General features: G+C 36.1%; 17 protein-coding genes. 5 read left to right on the top strand and 12 right to left on the bottom strand.

Annotated elements, in window-relative coordinates; translation table 11 throughout:
• The first annotated feature begins 454 nt into the window (after nt 1-454).
• Genes qoxA through qoxD form a run of 4 tightly spaced genes read left to right on the top strand, consistent with a single transcriptional unit; the run spans nt 455 to nt 4,276 of the window.
• Entirely contained in the window at nt 455-1,423 is a 969-nt protein-coding gene (gene qoxA / locus C9J37_RS16580; protein ID WP_107896229.1) for a cytochrome aa3 quinol oxidase subunit II, read from the top strand.
• A 27-nt stretch (nt 1,424-1,450) separates the two neighbouring features.
• A complete protein-coding gene (qoxB, locus tag C9J37_RS16575; RefSeq protein ID WP_024363216.1) occupies nt 1,451-3,394 on the top strand; it encodes a cytochrome aa3 quinol oxidase subunit I in 1,944 nt (647 codons plus the stop codon).
• A 1-nt stretch (nt 3,395) separates the two neighbouring features.
• Nucleotides 3,396-3,995, top strand: coding sequence for a cytochrome aa3 quinol oxidase subunit III (gene qoxC, locus C9J37_RS16570; protein ID WP_024363217.1), 600 nt, complete (start codon nt 3,396-3,398; stop codon nt 3,993-3,995).
• Nucleotides 3,995-4,276, top strand: coding sequence for a cytochrome aa3 quinol oxidase subunit IV (qoxD, locus tag C9J37_RS16565; protein WP_024363218.1), 282 nt, complete (start codon nt 3,995-3,997; stop codon nt 4,274-4,276). The genes qoxC and qoxD overlap by 1 nt, the downstream gene beginning before the upstream one ends.
• A 144-nt stretch (nt 4,277-4,420) precedes the next feature.
• Here the strand turns inward: qoxD and C9J37_RS16560 are convergent, their stop codons facing one another.
• The gene (locus C9J37_RS16560; protein WP_107896228.1) at nt 4,421-4,843 is read right to left on the bottom strand and encodes a universal stress protein; all 423 of its coding nucleotides are present in this window, start codon (nt 4,841-4,843) and stop codon (nt 4,421-4,423) included.
• Nucleotides 4,844-5,086: 243 nt separating this feature from the next.
• Between C9J37_RS16560 and C9J37_RS16555 the strand changes: the two genes are divergently transcribed.
• Nucleotides 5,087-5,500, top strand: coding sequence for an NUDIX hydrolase (locus C9J37_RS16555; protein ID WP_107896227.1), 414 nt, complete (start codon nt 5,087-5,089; stop codon nt 5,498-5,500).
• A 136-nt stretch (nt 5,501-5,636) separates the two neighbouring features.
• Here C9J37_RS16555 and C9J37_RS16550 read toward each other — a convergent pair whose 3' ends face one another.
• From C9J37_RS16550 to C9J37_RS16500, 11 genes are all read right to left on the bottom strand, one after another.
• Nucleotides 5,637-6,050, bottom strand: a complete 414-nt coding sequence (locus tag C9J37_RS16550; protein ID WP_107896226.1) for a YugN family protein — start codon at nt 6,048-6,050, stop codon at nt 5,637-5,639.
• Nucleotides 6,051-6,445: 395 nt separating this feature from the next.
• A complete protein-coding gene (locus C9J37_RS16545; protein ID WP_053582012.1) occupies nt 6,446-6,649 on the bottom strand; it encodes a cold-shock protein in 204 nt (67 codons plus the stop codon).
• Nucleotides 6,650-7,208: 559 nt separating this feature from the next.
• Nucleotides 7,209-7,586 carry an SET domain-containing protein gene (locus C9J37_RS16540; protein ID WP_069508648.1) on the bottom strand — a complete coding sequence of 126 codons (378 nt, stop codon included), beginning with the start codon at nt 7,584-7,586 and terminating at the stop codon, nt 7,209-7,211.
• 416 nt (nt 7,587-8,002) lie between these two features.
• Nucleotides 8,003-8,524: a hypothetical protein gene (locus tag C9J37_RS16535; protein WP_107896225.1), complete on the bottom strand. Its 522-nt coding sequence runs from the start codon at nt 8,522-8,524 to the stop codon at nt 8,003-8,005.
• A 168-nt stretch (nt 8,525-8,692) separates the two neighbouring features.
• On the bottom strand, nt 8,693-9,901 hold the full coding sequence (locus tag C9J37_RS16530; protein ID WP_107896224.1) for an SH3 domain-containing protein: 1,209 nt from the start codon (nt 9,899-9,901) through the stop codon (nt 8,693-8,695).
• Nucleotides 9,902-10,054: 153 nt separating this feature from the next.
• Nucleotides 10,055-11,236, bottom strand: a complete 1,182-nt coding sequence (locus tag C9J37_RS16525; protein WP_107896223.1) for a putative bifunctional diguanylate cyclase/phosphodiesterase — start codon at nt 11,234-11,236, stop codon at nt 10,055-10,057.
• Nucleotides 11,221-11,496, bottom strand: coding sequence for a PAS domain S-box protein (locus tag C9J37_RS16520; protein ID WP_107896222.1), 276 nt, complete (start codon nt 11,494-11,496; stop codon nt 11,221-11,223). The genes C9J37_RS16525 and C9J37_RS16520 overlap by 16 nt, the downstream gene beginning before the upstream one ends.
• 185 nt (nt 11,497-11,681) lie before the next feature.
• Nucleotides 11,682-12,170, bottom strand: a complete 489-nt coding sequence (locus C9J37_RS16515) for a beta-ketoacyl synthase N-terminal-like domain-containing protein (protein WP_107896221.1) — start codon at nt 12,168-12,170, stop codon at nt 11,682-11,684.
• A 419-nt stretch (nt 12,171-12,589) separates the two neighbouring features.
• The gene (locus C9J37_RS16510; protein ID WP_080653336.1) at nt 12,590-12,790 is read right to left on the bottom strand and encodes a hypothetical protein; all 201 of its coding nucleotides are present in this window, start codon (nt 12,788-12,790) and stop codon (nt 12,590-12,592) included.
• A 214-nt stretch (nt 12,791-13,004) separates the two neighbouring features.
• Nucleotides 13,005-13,343, bottom strand: a complete 339-nt coding sequence (locus C9J37_RS16505; RefSeq protein ID WP_107896220.1) for a hypothetical protein — start codon at nt 13,341-13,343, stop codon at nt 13,005-13,007.
• Between the two features lie 153 nt (nt 13,344-13,496).
• The gene (locus C9J37_RS16500) at nt 13,497-15,308 is read right to left on the bottom strand and encodes an ABC transporter substrate-binding protein (RefSeq protein WP_107896219.1); all 1,812 of its coding nucleotides are present in this window, start codon (nt 15,306-15,308) and stop codon (nt 13,497-13,499) included.
• Nucleotides 15,309-15,326: the final 18 nt, after the last annotated feature.

Below are 15,326 nucleotides of genomic sequence, written 5' to 3'. Positions count from 1 at the left end.
TAGTTAAATACGACAAACGCAGTATTTTCAACGTTTATACAGTGTTAATTTAACAAAACCTTAAAATACCAATAGTAAAATAGCTTTTTTTGTTCAAAAAATGTTCATAATCACCCCCTATTCATTATCAGTTCTATAATTAAATATTTTTTTTTCTGGTGCTGCGGGCGTATAATCCTATATGCAAACAAAGACATGATGCGACCATCTACATTGAAGAATTGTCCATTTTATGGTGCATACATCATCATGTTTGTGAACGCTTGCAAAAGACCAATCATTTACTAGACTTTATGCTTCATATTGAACCATGCCATTGTCATTGTTAATGCAAACGTATTTGATTGGTACATCAGATAAAAGAGGTGACCTCAATACCCACTATTTATAAATGTGAATCAATACTACTACACATGAAATTTATGAATAGCCGTTTTATAGAAAGGAGTCAAACATGAATAAAAAATTTAGCTTAATGTTATTAGCATTTGGCGCTATCGCAATCCTTTCTGGTTGTGAACCATTAACTGTTTTCAATCCAAAAGGACCAAATGCTCAAACATTATCAAACACAATTATTTTATCCATTATTACAATGGCAGTTATTTTACTAGTCGTGTATGTGCTTTTTGCATTTATGCTAACAAAATACCGTGCATCAAAAGCTTCTGCCGATTATGAGCCACCTCATGAAGAAGGTAGTCATGTACTTGAAATTACATGGACAGTTATTCCTATTATTATCGTAGCATTCCTAGCAATTGTTACTGTAAAAACTACTAGTACGGTAGAAACAACACCAGAAGGTTATGACAATAAAGAACCACTAGTTATCTATGCAGCATCTTCAAACTGGAAATGGCACTTTAGCTATCCAGAACAAGGTATTGAAACTGTGAACTATGTAAACATTCCAACAGATCGTCCTATTGAATTCAAACTGTATTCATTCGGACCAATTACAAGTTTCTGGATTCCACAGTTAGCTGGTCAAAAATATGCGATGAGTGACATGTTAACAACTATTCACCTTGCAGCTGATGAAGTTGGCTCATTCATGGGGCGTAACTCAAACTTTAATGGTCGTGGATTTGCGGAAATGGAATTTGAAGCACAATCTATGACACAAGCAGACTTCGATCAATGGGTTAAAGACGTAAAAGCGAACGAAAAACCATTAACTGAAGAAAAATTCAAAGAATTATTAGCAGCTGAACATGTAGGTCGTTCAAGCTACTCTTCTACTCACTTAGATTTCAGCCCTGCACCAATGGCACATGGTGATATGGATATGGGGGGTATGGACCATGGTGACATGGACATGTCTGACAAAGATATGAACCATGAAGATATGAACCATGAAAATATGGACCATGAAAATATGGACCATTCCAAAAAAGATGCCGAAACACATTCACACTAATTTTCAAATTTGAAAGGAGCGCATCCTATGAGTATGGAAGAATTATTCCATCCACTGCAAGAACCGATGATTTTAGGCGCAGCTATTAGTATCGTAGTTGGTGCAGTAGTTGTCGTAGCAGGCCTTACTTATTTTAAAAAATGGGGCTACTTCTATAAAAACTGGCTATCAACAGTCGATCATAAAAAAATCGGTATTATGTATATCGCCGTTGCACTTTTAATGCTATTCCGCGGTGGTATCGACGCACTTTTAATGCGTGCACAAACAGCAGTCCCTGATAACGGACTACTTGATGCACAACACTATAATGAGATTTTCACTACGCACGGTTTAATCATGATTTTATTCATGGCGATGCCATTTGTTATCGGTTTAATGAACATCGTTATTCCATTACAAATCGGTGCACGTGACGTTGCGTTCCCACGTCTAAACGCTGTCAGCTTCTGGGCATTCGCAGCAGGTTGTGGTTTACTGAACCTATCATTCATTATTGGTGGTTCACCAGATTCAGGTTGGACAGCTTACTTCCCATTAGCGGGTACAGAATTTAGTCCAACTGTTGGGAACAACTATTATTCTTTAGCACTACAATTATCAGGTATTGGTACGTTATTAACTGGTGTTAACTTCATCACGACTATCTTTAAAATGCGTGCTCCTGGTATGACTTTAATGAAAATGCCAATGTTTACTTGGTCAATTTTAATTACAAACGTTATTATCGTATTTGCATTCCCAGTATTAACTGTAGCACTTGCATTAATGATGTTAGACCGTCAATTCGGTACAAAATTCTTTGCTATGACAGATGGCGGTATGGACATGCTTTGGGCCAACCTATTCTGGGTTTGGGGACATCCTGAAGTTTACATCGTTATTCTTCCTGCCTTCGGTATTTTCTCTGAAGTCATTGCAACATTTGCTCGTAAAAACTTATACGGTTACAAATCAATGGTAATGAGTATGGTTGTTATTTCATTACTATCATTCTTAGTATGGGCCCACCACTTCTATACAATGGGTCACGGCGTTATGGTAAACAGTGTATTCTCTATTACAACAATGGCGATTGCTGTTCCAACCGGGGTTAAGATGTTCAACTGGTTGCTCACAATGAGGCACGGTAAGATTCAATTTACTACCCCAATGCTTTATGCACTTGGCTTTATCCCGATTTTCACAATCGGTGGGGTTACAGGTGTAATGCTCGCAATGGCAAGTGCCGACTATCAATATCATAATACGATGTTCTTAGTTGCCCACTTCCACTATGTATTAATTCCAGGTACAGTATTTGGTGTACTTGCAGGTTACCACTTCTGGTGGCCAAAAATGTTCGGTTTCCGTTTAAATGAGAAATTAGGGAAAGCTGGTTTCTGGTTTATCGCTATCAGCTTCAACGTAGCGTTCTTCCCTCTATTCATTTTAGGTTTAGATGGTTACGCTCGTCGTATGTACACTTACTCTGAATCTACTGGTTACGGTCCACTTAACTTGCTATCGTTCATCGGTGCACTTGGACTTGCAGTCGGCTTTGCGTTAATTTGCTATAACATTTACTACAGCTGGAAACATATGCCACGTAACGAAAAAGCAGATGTGTGGGATGGTCGTTCATTAGAATGGGCTACTCATTCTCCAGTTCCTGAATACAACTTTGCAGTAGTACCAACAATTACACGTTTAGATGAGTTCTGGTTTGCGAAAAAAGAAGGTCGCGATATTACTGCTGGTAAAATCGAGAAAATCCACATGCCTAACAACACAGGTACGCCTTTCTGGACAAGTGGTTTCTTATTCCTAGCAGCATTCTTCGCAGTATTTAGTCTTTGGATTCCAGCCATCATCAGCATGCTTGTTGTATTTGGCTTCATGGCTCATCGTTCATTTGAAGATGATCATGGTCGTTACATTTCAGTTGAAGAAATTATGGAAACTGAAAAAAGTTTGAGAGGTGATAAATAATATGAAAATCGATTCTTCACTTCCATTAGAATATAGTACAGAAGAAAACCGCTTAAAGATTTTTGGATTCTGGGTTTTCCTTGGCGCCGAAATCATGTTATTCGCTACACTCTTTGCTGTTTACTTTGTGCTTCACAATCGTACAGGCAGTGGCCCGAATGGTGCTGAGATTTTCGAGTTAACACCAGTATTACTAGAAACATTCCTACTTCTAGCAAGTAGTTTTACAATCGGTCTTGGCGTTCATGCTATGCGCCTTGGCAACAAAAAAGCAATGATGACATTCTTCATCATTACACTTATCTTAGGTCTTGGCTTCTTAGTTATTGAGATTGACGAGTTCGTCACTTATGTTCATGAAGGTGCAACAATTACAACAAGTGCATTTTTATCTTCATTAATGACTTTACTTGGTACGCACGGTGCCCACGTAACATTTGGTCTCTTCTGGGGCGTTGCAATTTTAATCCAAGTAGCAAAACGTGGCTTAAACCCACAAACGGCTAACAAAGCGTTTATCTTCTCACTGTACTGGCACTTCCTAGACGTAGTTTGGATTTTCATCTTCAGCTTCGTCTACTTGAAAGGACTGATTAGCTGATGAAGGAACTATTCCCAAAACAACATGTGATGGGCTTCGGCTTCTCACTATTATTAACAATTATCGCTTTAGCAGTTGTCAAATTTGATATGTCTTACAATATGGCATTTGCAATCCTAGTAGTGACTGCACTTGCGCAAGCAACTGTTCAATTAGTATTATTCATGCACATCGGTGAATCTGAAGATAAGAAAACGTTATATACAACAATTTTATATTCAGTATTCGTAGCTGTTGTGACAATCCTTGGTACATTATTCGCAATGATCTGGGGTTACTAATAAAGATGGCCGAGAAAATGACCCTCATTTTCTCGGCTTTTAAAATACAACAAAAAAGCCAGTCTCGAAAATATCGAAACTGGCTTTAGTTTGTTAAAAAATAGTGAACTTGCTCTAGAGTGTTATACGTTCATTAAAATCGTATTAGCGAACGATTAGCACATCACATGTAGCTAATCGGACGATGCGCTCCGCTACTGAACCGAGTACCATTTTTTCTAACTGATTTAAGCCTGTTGCACCACATACAATTAAGTCTACAGCAGGCAGTTGCGTAAGAATGCTTTTCGGTGAACCTGTTTCCACAACAGCCAATACCTCTGTTACGCCAGCTGTTTGAGCCTCTAATCTTAACTTTTCAATTTTAGTAAGATGCTCCTCTTTCAATTTTTCTGCATACTTTAAGTCATATGCAGTAATAGCACCAAACGACTTCGTATCGATCACATTCACTAATTGTAATGTTGCGCCATATTCTTTTGCCAATTTTACCGCACGCTCACACGCTTTCAACGACTGTTCAGAAAAATCTATTGCTACAGCGATTCTTTTATAATTCGTAGCCATCATTAATCCCCCTCATCTTTTCTTACACATTCAAAGTTTTCTCAATCATTATATCATAAAGAAAATGGATTCCCCCTTCTATCTGTAGTATAACTAGTAAAATAAAGATACTGACCGTCTACTACTATATCTCGAATTCACCCAAGAATAGAGATAACCCATTCAAATAACCCCTTTCCAAATATGTTCCAATACGCTATTATGTATGTATTTAACGATAAAAAGAAAGACAGGGAGAGGCTAATGGAAGAAGTTAAAGTCGTCTATGCATTAATTAAAAATGTCGATTATCATATATTAATGGTTCATAATCATGAAGGGCATTGGTCGCTTCCTGGTGGAAAAGTGGAAACAGATGAAACGCTGATAGAAGCTACAATCCGTGAAGTCCATGAAGAAACAGGTTATCTAGTAGAAGTAGGTAAATTACTCGCGGTAAATGAATCAAAATTAACAAGCAGGAATCATCACGCTTTATTTTTCACTTTTGAAGCGCAAATTATAAGTGGGGTTGAAGAAATAGCATTGCCCGATGAAATAACCAACATCGAATGGGTACCTATTGAAATTGCTAACAGTAGAATGCCTTATTATAGAGAAGGAATTGACAAACTTTATGAAAATCACGCGCTCTACTACGACCAAGGTACAATATAACAAGCTGGCATTTAACGATACATGACCACTATAAATTAAAAAACTATTTTAAGAAGATTTGTCACTAAGTTCATAGGCATAATAAAAGCCACTACTTTTTAAAAGTGTGACTAGCGTAAAACAATTGGTGTAAAGACTAGTGAAAATAAGGAAGAACTTTATCAGCCACTACCTTTTCACCAATTTCTATCCATTTACTTTTATCATGTATATAGCCATCATTATCAAGCGGTGTTTGGAATTGACTCGCTCCCGTTGCATCTAGCAAAGAGCCCTCATCATAATCCAATCCGACGTTTGTTACATGTTTAATAACAAATGGGTTCTGAAAGCGAATTTGTGCATCATAAAAATCTAGTTCACCTTGCGTTACAATAAAAGGCACTCGCAAATAGATGGTTTCTCCACCTTCACTTGATAAAATCGTATCAAAACTTCCTTTGTGATACTCCCAATTTCCTCCAATTGTAAACCCATGTCTTTCTATATGATCACGTAAGTAACCAAAGCTTATTTCTTTTCCGACAATATTAGATTCAATTTGTAACAATTCGATACCCTCCTTTGCTGTTGATTGCAGTCTATCCTAAAGACACGAAATACAAACAAGTTTATTCATAGTGTTTTTTATTTCTTTATTCCAAACTCGTTTTATTTAAGCAAAGTTAAGTTATCTGTTTGCATAAAACCATTTACAGAAGTACAGATACGTTTTAAGCGCTTCTCTACGCTCCCTATTACCTTTTAACTTCATATAAAGGGAAAGAATCATTCACTGTTTAAAAGAGCGTACACATGCTGTTAGAAAGCTTCAATGAATGGGCTTATTGTGAGTCATCTCAAAAGACACTGAAATAAAAAAACTGTAGACAAATCCCAAATTGCTTTGAGTTTGCCTACAGTCTTAAGCATCAATGAAGATGCCTATCGTCAGTTTAATAAAAATTAAAGTTTAACGATGTTTGTAGCTTGTGGTCCACGTTGACCATCTTCTACTGAAAATTCCACTTTTTGACCTTCGTCAAGTGATTTGAAACCGTCACCTTGGATAGCTGAGAAGTGAGCGAATACATCGTTTCCGCCTTCTACTTCGATGAAACCAAAACCTTTTTCTGCGTTAAACCATTTTACTGTACCTTGTTGTGTCATTTAAATGACCTCCATTAATTGTATTTAATAATATCCGATTTCCTCAAAAGAAAAAAATTCACATATTACAAAAAGTACCGAACAAATAACACGATTACTCTTTGTAACATGTGAATTCATTGTTTCTTCGCAAACGATCTTATTAATTTCATTATATACTACAAAATTTCTTTTGTCTAGTACTAGTATAAACAACTTTCAATTTCTTTATTCATATTCTTTTAAATCTTTTCAACGAGGCTGGGACAAAAGAGAAAAAGTGTTAGATTGATGGCAGTCAATCTAACACTTTTTTGCTATACCGTTGTTGTCCGCTACGGCGGTGCTTTCCGCTCAGCACAGTAAGCCGCAACCCTCGCTAACGCGCAGAATGCCAGCGTCTTACGTTGTGTGCGTTCCCGCTGGAGTCACCGCCTTCGCTACCAACAACTAGTGAATACTTCTAATTTTTTAAATTGCAAAGCAAGAATAGCTAAGCTCCATATAGCAAAAATTTATGAACACCTTTCCTCTGTTCCTTAAATTTTTTTAGTTTTGTCCCAGCCTCGTTCACTCTTTATTATTTCTCATTAAACCATAATTGGTCTTGATTATCTACATCACCATTATAATTAATACATATTTCTTCCCCAGCCTTAATGTCTTTGAAAGCAAAGAAATCAAATGTCTGGTTTCTAAAATTAATCTCATAGGTTGCATTTGGTTCATAAGAATGGTTAAACAACATCCCATAACCAAGAAGAATTGCAGATTGACCTATACCATATTCAAAAGCATAATCACCAAGCAATGTTTGCTCGATATATTGATGCTGTTCATTTGGATAAGAAATGACTGGTGCTTCATGCAACAGCTCTCCTTTTTGGATATCGCACGTAGCAAATACCCCTCTATTGAATTCTCCATCACTTAATGGAGATGTTTTAATTTCTATCATATTCGTTCTCCTACTCACTATTAAAATATACTTATAACTGTACCATTAATTTAGTCCATGAGCTCATTTTTTTAATCTTTTGGGCAATTTTTTTCAATTTAAATCCATTTACGGTCTTTTAAAAGACAAAAAAATTAGGTAATCTAATGCATCTGGTTAACTATTTTCATTTCAAAAAAATCGTGCAGCACATCACCATTCAAATGCGCTACACGAAATATAGTTTGTCAAATCAATTTTTAGCATTGTTTTTTAATAGATGATGAAGTATAACTACTATGATTATTAAGCCAATAAAAGTACCTGTATTATCTGACTCAATGGCAAAAAATGTAGGAAGAACAAATAAATTGAGTATAAAGATGAATGTCGCCATTATCAATAAAAATCGATATATCATTTATTTTCTACACACCTTACTGTCTCCAAGGTATTCCTACCAGCTCATAGATGTTCCCTGTTAAAGGATTTCTTGCCATATGATATCCTACTCCGTATTGTCCATTGCCTGATATCGCTTTAAATCCAGCTCCAGCAAACCATAGAAATCCAGCAATAGCTGAGGCATAAGGCACGAATCTTGCAAGTTGATTATCATACACATCTTCTTCTGAATACTCTACTGTTTTTGATCTAACTCCATTCTCGATTAAATATTTACTTACAGCTATTTTTTCATCTCTTGTATTCTCATTCAATACTAAACTTTCATACTCATAAAGAATTCCGTCATCTTCAATAATTGAAAATATAGTTTTTAATTCACTTGTTTCAATAAAGTTTAGATTATTTAAAACTTCTTCTATTTCTTGATTGATTAACTCCATACTATTCTCAAAACTACTATTAGCCTCTGCGTTTCCAACATAATTAAACATTGGTAAGAATGTGGAAAGCAATAAATTTAATGATAACAAAATACATATTTTTTGTTTCATATAAAAAAATCCCTCCCATAAAATATTTGTAATTATTATAAATTCTCATTACCAATATTTCAATTTTTTTGCTAATTCAGCTTTTTACTAAAAGAGCGTTTTCATTCAATACAGAAACACTTCTTTTAAATCAATAAATTTTTATACAGACTTTCTTAATAGACCACGTTACAATTGAACCCAATAATCGTAACGACCCTTCACTAATCCTTTAGCAATAATATAATCGCCTGCCATTACTACATTGTTAAATGTTTCATAACTACCTGTTATGCTTAAAGATAAGTGCTCATATATTTTGGTCACTTTTTGCTCATTTCCATTGATATAAATTGTATCATTCACTTTTAGCGGGAACTGAATCGTTATTTTATGGTCGTGCACTTCACTTGCTAAATGATAAGTTAGCTTATTATTTACAAGTGCATAGCTAAGAACTCCTGCTAGTTGTTTACCTCCAGTAATTTCATCATCATTTACTAGTTGCATATAGCCTTGCCAGCGATTACTAGCAGTCGGTGAAAACTCGGCTAAATAGTAATCTGGGGCTGTTTGTGATAAGGAAATCTTTTTCGTTGCATCAAATAAAATGTTCGACGGTTCAGCTAAACTTAGTAGCTCCTTGTCCATGATTGGCGTTTTGGATAAAGCACTTGCAGGGAGGTATCCATATATTTTATTTGAAGACACGTAGGCACGACCATCTGCTGTTGTGAAATAGACTGCAACAGATGTGCCCGTCTTTAATGATTGACTTTGCCAGCCAGGACGAACGGATACATCAACATTGTCTTTTACATATTGAATAGTTCCTTCAGGTAAATTGGAAACATAGTCTTGCGGTACATATCCCCATACATAATCAATTGTTGAATCCGTTCTTGGATTGTATTCTACTTTTACATAATCTCCACTTAGCTCGACTACTTTAAAAACAGCTCCATATGGCGTATGCATAATAGTTTTTGCTGAACTATTCGGGGCTTCTTTAATAGAAACGCCTTTTGCTGAGCTTGAAAATATAGGTGTTCCAACCGTAAACTTTTCACCTGCTACTTGTTGTTGAATAGCTAACGGAACATCCTTGTAAATCACTAAATTGGTTGCTTGTACACGATAGCCACCACTCATCTTGTATACTTTGCCAACAGTCGAATACTCATGGCCGTATACACGATAAAATTCTCCTTTCTTGACAACGAGTGAGGTGAACGTGCCATCAGCATTTTTTTTATATATTTTTACATCTTTTGAAAAGGTCAATTTACCAGTTTGCCCTTTTGTAATTTCCGCACCATCCCAAATAACCTGTGCTTTTGTATTTGATTGAAAGCTTAAGCATATTATTAGCGTAAAGAATACTATCCATTTTTTCATAAACACCATTCGCTCCTTTTAATCTATTTGTCTATCTCCACTATTTTGTTCAACCGTATAGTCGCAATACAATTATTGTAATTATAGCAAAGGCTTCCTCAAAAAGAGAAAGCCTAGCTAACAAATTTTAACTGTTAATGGATAGGAAGTACATCAGTTAATGCTAAGCCATTGCGCTTTAAATGCTGCGACAGGCAGTGGTCGGCTATACAAATAACCTTGCGCATAGTCACAGCCAATTTCGGCTAAGAATTCGTATTCTTCCGCCCCTTCTACTCCTTCCGCTATTACTTTTAAATCGAGCTGCTTGGCTATCGCTATAATGGTTTTGACAAGCGCTTTGTTTTCATCATCTTGGTTCATCCCAATAACAAATGATTTATCAATTTTTAAGGAATCCAATGGATATTTATTTAAATAACTAAGCGATGAATAGCCTGTGCCGAAATCATCCATTGATAGACTGATTCCTTGTTTTTTCAATGCATATAATTTTTCAATCATTGACTCAGCGTACATCGCAATACTCTCCGTAATCTCCAACACAACATAGGATGCATCGAATGAAGCATTCTCTATTGCTTGCTTAACATTTTCTACAAATGTTGATTCAAGCAGCTGCTTCACCGATACATTAATACTTATTTTTAAAGGCTTATTTGTTTCATTGTGCCAACGGGCAGTTTGTGCTATGGCTGTAGTCAATATCCATTTACCTATCGGAATAATCATCCCTGTTTCTTCCATAACCGAAATAAATTCATCTGGGGTAACTTGACCAAGCACCTCATTATTCCATCTAATGAGTGATTCCATAGCAATAATTTCATTCGTTTTCACATCAATAATAGGCTGGTAATAAAGCTCAAACTCCTCATTATCTAATGCTGTTCGTAATTGCTTTTCAAGCATCATCTTTCGATAGAAGTGTTGTTGCATTTCTGAAGTAAATAATTGATAGTTATTTTTCCCTCGTTCTTTTACGTAGTACATGGCTGTATCTGCATGCTTAATCAATGTATTCGCATCATACCCATCATTAGGGAAAGTGCTAATACCAATACTTGGTGTAATGAAATACTCACTTCCATCAATCCAAAACGCTGTATTAAATCGATATAACAAATCTTTAGCAAATCTCTCACTTTCAGTAGCATCATAATCAGGCAGTAAAATGGTAAATTCATCTCCACCGAGTCGATAGATCGTTGCCTTGCTATGTTTTTCTTTTAGCAATATTTCAATACGCCTTGATACTTCAATCAATAAGAGATCACCCACATCATGCCCAAGTGAATCATTGATATATTTAAAACGATCTAGATCAAAGAACAATATGGCATTTTGACTTCCTTTAAGTTTTGCTGCACTATTAAATCTTCATTGAACATCCTTCTATTTGGTAACCCTGTTAATGCATCATGATTAGCTTGAAACTTGATTTCATCTTCATAGCGCTTGCGTTCCGTAATATCAGTTGAAACTGCCAGTAATGTAGCACTATCATTGATATGAATCGGAACTTTGACCGTTTGTACCCATACAACTTCCCCCGAAGCGGATGTAATAGCTTCTTCTTTTATCGATTTGATCATTCAATGCTATGCCTAGTGCCTGACTGTTTATATAACTTGGTAGTGTATCCCCAACCGTTTCTTGAAAAACGTCTAACATATGTCTACCAGTACTATCAGAATTTAATAGTTTCTGCCCTTCATTTCTCGAAATAACACGCTCAACCTTCCCATAAATGCTCTGCCCTTGTGCATTTGCAGATTGTCTACGTTCTAAAATCATAACGCCAGCTCCCTCGGATAAAACAAAGCCTTGATGCAGTGTTGAAAAGGGAACACCCGCTTTTTTCGATTGAGCTCTCTGTTGAAAGAGACCTCAATTTTTTAAAGCCATTAATTGTCCATTGGCCTAAAGGAGCCTCTGTTCCTCCTACAATGCAAGCATCAACACTTCCAGACTCTAATAATTGTTTCCCTATTAAAATGGCATCTAAACTAGCACTGCAACCAGTTATGACGGTAAATGCAGAACCACACGATCCGATAGCTTCTGCAACAGAGCTCGAAAGCGTGTGGGTATCAACAAGCGCAACCCCATGAATAGGGAATTTTCTTAAATCAAAACCATCCGCAGCATATTTTTCGATTTCCAAAATCGCTCCAGCGGATGTACCCATAATGACACCTATTCGATGCGGTTGAACATCTTTTAAATTTGCCATTTCAATTGCATCCAATGTCGCGGCAATTGCCATTCTTACAGAACGTGGATGTCGCGATAATTTATGCCATTAATCTCCTGAAAGTTCTGATCAATCACGCCCGCAACGATGTTTGCTTGAGGCTGATGAGCATTATTTAAATTACACTGTGTACAAATACCTTTTTTATACATTTAAAAAACTATGTTTATCTAGAATTCCAGGAGCTTTAATGCCATACCCTGTTATGACTATGTCGTCCAATACAATCACCTTCACGCGTTAACTTTATTTTATTATATACAACTAAATCAGACATAGCCATATTAGCAAACCTTAAGTACTAAACAGGTGATTGAAATGGATAATTTATATCATATTTAAGTAAAATATCGTAATATTTTAAGCAAGGTTTTTCTTTTCATCTAATATTTTACAAGGAAGAATACCATTTTTTTATGGAAATACTAGTATTAATTGACGATTTTGTGGTTATATTCAACCCACTTTTCCATTTCTCGCTCAACGGCTCGATTTTGCCATTCAAACCAAATGCCGCTACATTCACTGCAATGACTTTCTACTCCGCTTTTATTGTGTCGATCTTTACATGTAAAGACCGTTTTTTTACGACAGCTATAGCAGTAAATTTCTTTATCTTGATTAAATATCAAAACAATCAACTCCGACTTTTTCTTAAAGTACTTTCCAATTACTATGCGAATTATTCGTTACGTTGATTTACAACTGACACTAGAATGTCCTCTATTTTGGTTTATCATGTCAACAGCAAAAGCCCTTCTAACCGTTGGATAATGGTAGAAGGGCTTTTTAATGGAAGTAAAGTATTTTTAAATGTCGGAATAAAAGCTGCATAACTTTTCTATATTACTTTGCACTAGGTGGAATAATCTCTGCAATTAGTAGGAGAAAAAACACCAGTCCAATTAAACAAAATAATACAGAAGCCAAAAATATCGGACCTTTCTTGGTAGTAAATCCCTCGCTTTTGTGAATGATTCCTGTTTGCGCAGTAACTTGAACTTCATTGTATCTAGCCATTGGTCCACCACTACTAGAAAGGTAAAAAATTCCACATGCAATGGCAAAGCCAACAAAAAACATAATTTCGATAAATCGAACAGAGAAAAACGATGCAATCAAGTAAGTAATGATTCCTTCTACAATCAAAGTGACTAGCATAATAAGTACATCTTTCTTTCGCATATGCCTCACTCCCCTTCTTTATCTTTTTTCTCCATATACGATTAAAACTCAGAAAAGTTCCAATTTTAAACAAATAATGTATCTTTGTACTAAAAAAAGCACTTCAACCATAAAAAATGGCTTTGAAGTGCTTTGCATAAAGTGGCAGATACTTTATTTACTAGCTTTATAAGCACTTAGAAATTCTTTGACCTTTGTGCTATCTGCTGTTAATTTTAGGCCTGTGTCAACAAGTGGGGAAACTGTTGAAACGGCTGGTTTTTTATTACCTTGATAGAAACTAATAAATTCATCTTGGTTGATAGAGTAAAGGATGGCTTTACGCAAGTCTGTAGATTTCGAAACTTCACGGCCTTTTGGATTGATTAGTAAATATGATACGGCATTACTATCCGCTGTTTTTAACGCTAAGTTTGCATCACCTTTTACAACATCAATTTTCGTTTCAGGCACAGATTGTAATACGTCAATTTCACCATTACGTAGAGCAGAAAGTGCTGAGTCATTATCTTCAATGAATCGAACGTTAATATGATTAATTTTCGGCTCGTTTTCAGTCCCTACTTGGTAAGCTGGATTTTTGACAAACGTTGCTTCATAATCATTTTTTTGAACTAAAATGTAAGGTCCAGATGCCGCTAAATGATTGGCATATGTTGCCCCTTCCGTTACAGTAGCTTGGTCACCGTATGCCACATTTACATTTGGGTCATAACTTGCTACGTCAAATGTATTGACTGCTTTAACTGCCGCTTCAGACACAATTCCGCCCGATTGGTGAGCTAAATAGTTTAGCACTTGTGGGAAAGGATTCGGTGTTGTAATTTTCACAACTTGATATTTACCTGCTGCATTGTCTACACTCGCTTCGTCCGTTACAACTTGTGCAATCGCTGCAGGAAGTTTAGCCGATAATTCATCTAAAACTGATTGACCGTCAGCCGTTTTCACTGCTTCAAGTGCAGTTATATCTGAAACAATTTCTACAGAATCAATATTCTCATGAATAGAGTATGTGCGGTGATCTGGTACTGAATTTTGATCTTTTGCACGTTGTAAAGAGAATACAACGTCTTCAGCCGATACTAAATCGCCAGTATCTACCGCTTTGCCATTTTCCACCTTAGCAAAATTGATATCATCACGTAAGACGAAATAGTATTCTTTGTTATTTTCGGAAATAGCGTGATTATAGGATAGTGAACCATTAGAAACGACCTCATCCGTATCAGATAAATTCACTAATCGTACATACATATTTGTATTTAATGTATTAATGGAACCGTCATTTCCTTTTACCGGGTCAAGAGAAGTTAAGGAAGCAATCCCTTGATGTAAAACTAATGTATCTGTTGCATTTTTAGCGGTATCATTAAATGAAATTGTTTCCCATGCTTGTGCACGTGATTTTGATAAACGTACAGTGTCTGGGTTTACTTCTTTTGCATAAATACCTTGGAACTTTTGAGAAATATATAATGGCGCAATATACGCATTATCAAACACTAATGCTTGCTCTAGCTCTTTATACTTCTCTTTTGCAGCATCCCCCGTTAACGTACTGGCTTCATCTATTAATTTATCGACAGTAGCATCGGCATGTACACTAGAACTTCCATTTGTTCTGAATAACCCACGCACTGCATAGTCTGGATTGCCGGTTACAGTTGTCCAGCTAGATACCGCTACATCATAGTTACCAGCATCTTTTTGTGCCGAGTAAGAACCGTAGTCTGGTTGAATATTTAACTTTACTTCAAAACCATTTTTCACTAATTGGTCTCGTACAATATTCATATCTTGTTCTTGTGAAGCCATCCCTAGCACTTCAAGAACTGGTTTAGTACTAGCTGTTTCTGATTTATCATCTTTATTTTCTACATTTGATTTTGTTTCTACACAACCAGCTAACGCAACCGCAGCAACAGTTGCTGATGTAGCCAATGTAAATAATTTTTTGTTCATTGTCTTTTCCTCCAATAT

Origin of the sequence: Lysinibacillus mangiferihumi (genome assembly GCF_003049665.1) — a bacterium.
Taxonomy (GTDB): domain Bacteria; phylum Bacillota; class Bacilli; order Bacillales_A; family Planococcaceae; genus Lysinibacillus; species Lysinibacillus mangiferihumi.
Note: the sequence above shows the minus strand (reverse complement) of the source record. Positions and strands in the feature narration are given on the sequence as shown.